The following is a 4,286-nucleotide window of genomic DNA, read 5'->3' as shown; positions in this document are numbered from 1 at the left end:
GTCAACAGACCCTAGTTATTTAATTAGGTTAAAAAACTTACGCCAGTTAAAACTCGCTCCGGGGTCAGTTTTTCGCCCAGGGGCAATATCGCAATGCCCCACTATATTACTGGCTGTTATTTTTGGGTAGCGCTGCATAATAGCCTGCGCCAATGCAGCTAAACTTTGATATTGACCATCGGTATAATTAGTTGTATCTGTGCCCTCAAGCTCTATACCTATACTAAAATCATTACAATTTTGTTGCCCAGCAAAGCAGGAACGCCCCGCGTGCCATGCACGTTTTTCAAAAGGCACATATTGTATAACTTCGCCACAGCGCTTAATAAAACAATGCGCTGATACCCTAAGTCCTGCTAAATCACTGAAGCTAGAATGTGCATTGCAATCAATATTCCCCATAAATAAATCATCAACGTAGGGGGTGTTAAACTCCCCTGCTGGTAATGAAATATTATGAATAACCAGCAGCGAAATATCGCTGTGAGCAGGTCGCTCGTCAAAGTGGCTACACGCACGCTGGGTAACATTATTTATAACGCCTAAAGAATCTATTTTCATACCATTTAATTTAAACTTATATGCCCGATGTCAAATGCTCTTTGAGTAAAATGGTAGGGATTGGTGTCAAGTCCGTTGCCCGTTGCCCGTTGCCCGTTGCCCGTTGCCCGTTGCCGAAAAATTTAAAACACTATTGTAAATATATTCAACACAGTGTTTGCTCAAAATAGCAGCTTGAGATAGATTTATTATCTAGAGCTCAGGTTAATCAACCAAAATTGATGTATATCAAGATGCTAATAGATTTAACCACATAAAGATAGCGTAATACCAAACGATAAAATATGATTAGCGCGTTAATTTTTAGTTTAGTTGTTAGCGGCTTCTATTTAGTAATTAAACAGAGTAAAATTTAGTTAATTAATTATCTACTATGAGCTTTTTCATGTCTATTTCGCATACCCTAATTAGCCAACTTGTTACCTTAGCCCTGGATGAAGACCTAAATAACCAAAGCGCAGAACAAGGCGACATTACCGCACAGCTTATTCCTCAAGCAGAGCAAGCCAATGCGAAAGTGATCACCCGTGAAGACTGTGTTTTTTGTGGTAAAGACCTTATTATTGAAGTATTTAAACAAGTCGACCCAAGTGTAGTTGTAAATATATGCGTGAACGACGGCGACTTAGTTAGTGCCAATAGCACCCTCTTTACTGCATCAGGCTCTGCACGCGCTATTTTAACGGCTGAGCGAACTGCACTTAATTTTGTACAAACGCTTTCAGGCACAGCCACCACCACAGCACATTATGTAAAAGAGCTCAGTGGCACTAGCACGCAACTACTCGATACCCGTAAAACCATTCCGGGGTTAAGAGCATTGCAAAAATACGCAGTTAAGTGTGGTGGCGGTGCAAACCACCGAATTGGATTGTTTGATGCGTTTTTAATTAAAGAAAACCACATAGCTGCTTGTGGAGGAATTAATAACGCAGTAGCTCAAGCTAAGCTAAATCATGCCGATAAACCTATAGAGGTTGAGGTTGAATCGTTTGATGAGCTAGAGCAAGCCATTAACGCTGGCGCCGACATAATAATGTTAGATAATTTTAACCCAGAGCAAATACGCCAAGCGGTTACCATTACAAATAAGCGCGCTAAGTTAGAAGTATCAGGCAATATGACCCTAGAAACGCTCAAAGCCTACTCACAAGCTGGGGTCGACTTTATCTCAAGTGGAGCGCTTACAAAAAATTTACAATCAATCGATTTATCGATGCGATTTGAATAAATAATGTAAAAACTATTTATAGTTTCTTGCGCTAATTAATTGACAGCTTTTAAAAAAGAGCATTAAATAATCCTAAAGGACTATTTGTAACAAGTTATTAAATAAAGGCGTTTTTTATAAAGTTTTTAAATACAAAAGCGCAATAAACAGTGTTAGACTCATTCATATTGACTAGTTTTAAATACTTAATTAGTTAAAAAGAATGGAGAAGCATTTGTAAGGGACAGAATAAAAATAAACGACAAGGTTTATTTTTATAATTAACTTGTAACTTAAGCGGGTTATAACTAACTTTTAATGGTTAGGTTTATACTCAAATAAGGGACGAGTAACGAATAACCGCCATAAAGTGCGTGTCTTCGCGGAAAAATTTTTACCGCTTAAACACAGCACTAAATTTGGCAAAATGATTTTATTTTTGTAGTAACAGGTTAAGTGAACAACATAAGTTACATTTTAAAAACTTATACCCGTTTGGCTTACCACAACATTATCCTTTAGGAGAGGAAACATGCAAACAATGACACAACAAAACCAAAAGGGTTTCACCCTAATTGAATTAATGATTGTAGTAGCAATCATCGGTATTTTAGCAGCAGTTGCATTGCCTGCTTATCAAAATTATACAGCTAAGTCTCAGGTTACAGCATGTTTAGCGGAAATTTCACCGGGTAAAACTGCATTCGAAATTAAAATGAATGAAGGTACGGCGTCTGCAAGTATGACAACTGCAGAAATGGGTATAAATAACAAAGCTTGCTCTGGAACAGTAATCACATCTACACCAGCCGATGGTTCTGGTTCAATCGTTGGAACTGTTGATGGTGGACCTGCTGTAAATGGCAAAAAGGTAACACTATCTCGTTCAACAGAAGGAGCTTGGACTTGTTCAACAGATGCGGATGCAGAGCACAAACCAACAGGTTGTGATGGTACTGCTAGTACTGGTACTGGTACTGGTACTGGTACTGGTACTGGTACTGGTACTGGTGGATAACAGCAGAACACAGAAGAAAAAATTAAGCGCTCTTTTGAGCGCTTTTTTCTTCACAGTAAGTTATGCTTTAATAAACAGTCGGAAGTAATATTTGTGGCAAAAAAGCAAGAAGATAGAGGCTTAGATACCTTCCAATGGGTGGGTGTTAGTGCTCGAGGGAAAAAGCTTGAAGGTGAACTATCCGGCTCAAGCATAGCTTTAGTTAAGGCACAGTTACGCAAACAGGGCATTACCCCTTCAAAAGTAAAGCGAAAAGCTAAGCCACTATTTGGCATACAAAGTGTACAAAAAATCACTCCAAAAGATATTGCCTTAGTAACTAGGCAAATAGCCACTATGCTTATGGCGGGTGTGCCGCTAATTCAATCCATTGAAATGATAGCGTCAGGCTCCACCAATAAAAGCGTGAGTAAGCTCATGAGTGCTATTGGCGATGAAGTAAAAGCGGGGTTACCGCTTTCTAACGCACTTAGGAAATACCCTCGTTATTTTGATGATTTATATTGCGACTTAGTGGCCTCCGGCGAACAGTCGGGCTCGCTTGATAAAATATTTGACCGCGTTGCCCTTTATAAAGAAAAATCAGAAGCGCTAAAATCAAAAATTAAAAAAGCCATGTTTTATCCAGCATCAGTTTTAGTTGTGGCATTCATTGTTACCTCTATTTTGTTAATTTTTGTAGTACCGCAATTTCAAGATATTTTTGCTGGCTTTGGCGCCGAGCTCCCCGCTTTTACCTTATTCGTTATAGCTATTTCTGAGTTTATGCAAGCAAATTGGTGGATAGCCCTTATTGGCGTTGTGGCATTCGGTTATATATTTAAAGAAGCACACTTAAGAAGCTTAAAGCTGCGTGATGCCACCGACCGCGCCATACTTAAACTCCCTGTTGTCGGCATGATTTTAAATAAAGCCGCCGTGGCACGTTATGCCCGTACTTTATCCACTACCTTTGCTGCGGGTGTACCATTGGTAGATGCTTTGGATTCTGCAGCAGGTGCATCAGGAAACGCGGTTTACCGTTATGCTATTTTAGAAATAAAAGCTGAGGTAAGCTCAGGTAATCAAATGAACTGGGCGATGCGTAACTCTAAAATATTCCCCGATATGGTAATACAAATGGTTGCCATTGGTGAAGAGTCAGGATCGCTTGATGGCATGCTGGCTAAAGTCGCCACTATTTACGAGCAAGAAGTAGATGATGCAGTAGATGGCCTATCTAGCTTACTTGAACCATTAATCATGGCGGTGTTAGGCGTATTAGTTGGCGGCTTAATTGTGGCCATGTACTTACCTATATTCCAACTAGGTTCGGTTATTTAGAGAGATTTTAGGGTCGAGGTGCGAGGGTCAAAGCTCGCTGCTCGTTACCTGTAACCTTAACTACCTCTATAAGCTAAGTGCCTCCTAACCTCTTTTTGAATAATAACCTTGCGCGGCATAAAGCCCCGCCTACAGAACAATTAAAACGCGGTGGCTCCCTGCAACTCGCCCCAC

The 4,286-nt window shown here is 40.0% G+C and carries 4 protein-coding genes; 3 read left to right on the top strand and 1 reads right to left on the bottom strand.

Going from position 1 to position 4,286, the window contains the following annotated elements; all coding sequences use genetic code 11:
• Positions 1 to 15: 15 nt before the first annotated feature.
• Positions 16 to 561 (bottom strand): 1,6-anhydro-N-acetylmuramyl-L-alanine amidase AmpD, encoded by a 546-nt coding sequence (gene ampD, locus CWB76_RS18970; RefSeq protein WP_138609674.1) that lies wholly within the window; start codon positions 559 to 561, stop codon positions 16 to 18.
• 385 nt (positions 562 to 946) lie between these two features.
• Between ampD and nadC the strand changes: the two genes are divergently transcribed.
• The 3 genes from nadC (at position 947) to CWB76_RS18955 (ending at position 4,112) form a co-directional block, all read left to right on the top strand.
• Entirely contained in the window at positions 947 to 1,792 is an 846-nt protein-coding gene (nadC, locus tag CWB76_RS18965; RefSeq protein ID WP_138609672.1) for a carboxylating nicotinate-nucleotide diphosphorylase, read from the top strand.
• 511 nt (positions 1,793 to 2,303) lie between these two features.
• A complete protein-coding gene (locus tag CWB76_RS18960) occupies positions 2,304 to 2,789 on the top strand; it encodes a pilin (protein WP_212751300.1) in 486 nt (161 codons plus the stop codon).
• Positions 2,790 to 2,882: 93 nt separating this feature from the next.
• Positions 2,883 to 4,112, top strand: a complete 1,230-nt coding sequence (locus CWB76_RS18955) for a type II secretion system F family protein (RefSeq protein ID WP_138609670.1) — start codon at positions 2,883 to 2,885, stop codon at positions 4,110 to 4,112.
• Positions 4,113 to 4,286 lie beyond the last annotated feature (174 nt).

The organism is Pseudoalteromonas sp. S1609 (genome assembly GCF_005887255.1).
GTDB lineage: Bacteria > Pseudomonadota > Gammaproteobacteria > Enterobacterales > Alteromonadaceae > Pseudoalteromonas.
Note: the sequence above shows the minus strand (reverse complement) of the source record. Positions and strands in the feature narration are given on the sequence as shown.